Annotated in this window: 1 protein-coding gene; it reads left to right on the forward strand. The window is 27.3% G+C overall.

What is annotated here, in order from left to right:
• The first annotated feature begins 252 nt into the window (after positions 1 to 252).
• Positions 253 to 1,266 (forward strand): IS110 family transposase, encoded by a 1,014-nt coding sequence (locus CRU95_RS16080; protein ID WP_164969824.1) that lies wholly within the window; start codon positions 253 to 255, stop codon positions 1,264 to 1,266.
• Positions 1,267 to 1,336 lie beyond the last annotated feature (70 nt).

Raw genomic sequence — 1,336 nt, forward strand, 5'->3', positions numbered from 1 at the left:
TTGTATAATTAATTTATCACTCAAGTAAGTAGTACAATTTTATTATAGAGTCGGTTAGATGTAGATTGATTTTAACAGGAAGCCATTATATTTAATGAGCTTGTGTTTGAGCTAAATTGCTAAACTGATAACTTGGGTGGAAACAGAGTCGGTAGATTACCAGACTGCATTTACAAGCGAAAGTAAAGTTTAGTGTGTGTCACACAGACCAAAAGTCTGTGCTACCGAACTCTTCACTTAATGGAGGTTCCTATGAATAATTATATCGGAATTGATGTTGCAAAATCAACATTACAGGTTTATATTCCCGAAAATGAGTTAAATATAGAGATAGAAAACAGTTTATATGGTTTAAAAAAATTGTATAACAAATTAAATAAATTGTACAAAAAAACTTTACCTGATATCGTATTTGTATATGAATCTACAGGTTCTTATTCAACAATTTTAGAACGTTATTGTCAGGCAAACAAGATAAAATGTTTTAAGGTAGGTGCATATCAAAGTTCTTCTTTTTCTAAAGTAATAAAAAATAGAAGTAAGACAGATAAGATTGATGCAAAGATGTTATCTCAGATGAATATTTTAGCAAAAGAAAAAGATATAAAAATACCAGTAAGAGATGATAGTGCTCATAAAATAAGGTCTTTTATTAAATACTATCATTCTTTAATTAAAGAAGAAGGAAGAGTTGCTAATTATCTTGAATCAGCTACTTTTAACCTTGAAGATAAATATGTTTTAAAAAGAGTTAAAAATAAGATAACTAATATCCAAAAAGAACAATTACTAATTGTTGAAAAAGCTATGGAACTTATTAAATCAAATGATAGTTATTATGAAGCATATACTAATATCACTTCAATAAAAGGAGTGGGTCAAAAAAGTGCTATTATTTTATTGTATCTATTTTTAAAATATCCAAATGCATCAAGACAACATATTACAGCACTTAGTGGATTAGATCCTATAGAAAAAAGCTCAGGAACATCTGTAAATCGTAAACAAAGAATATCAAAACAAGGTTTATCATTGTTACGGGCAATAATGTATATGCCTGTATTAACGACTATTCAACATAATGAAGAAATGAGATTATTTTATAACAGGTTACTAGAAAGAGGCAAACCAAAAATGCTAGCACAAATGGCAGTAATGAGAAAAATGATTTTATTAGCACATAGTTTATATAAGAATAAAGAGCAATACGATTCTAAAAGATACTTGAATTTTACTCAAAATAAAAAGGAAATTGAAATGAAATAATATTTTTGTTTAATAAAATATAGACTCTTTTTAATTGTTTTTAAAGGTGGAAACTCAAACAGTTTCGGGC

This window comes from Arcobacter sp. F2176 (assembly GCF_004116465.1).
In the GTDB taxonomy this organism is placed as follows: Bacteria; Campylobacterota; Campylobacteria; order Campylobacterales; family Arcobacteraceae; genus Arcobacter; species Arcobacter siniprincipis.

Coding starts and splice junctions, on each gene's coding strand:
- CRU95_RS16080 (WP_164969824.1), top strand. CDS start 253: ATGAATAATTATATCGGAATTGATGTTGCAAAATCAACATTACAGGTT.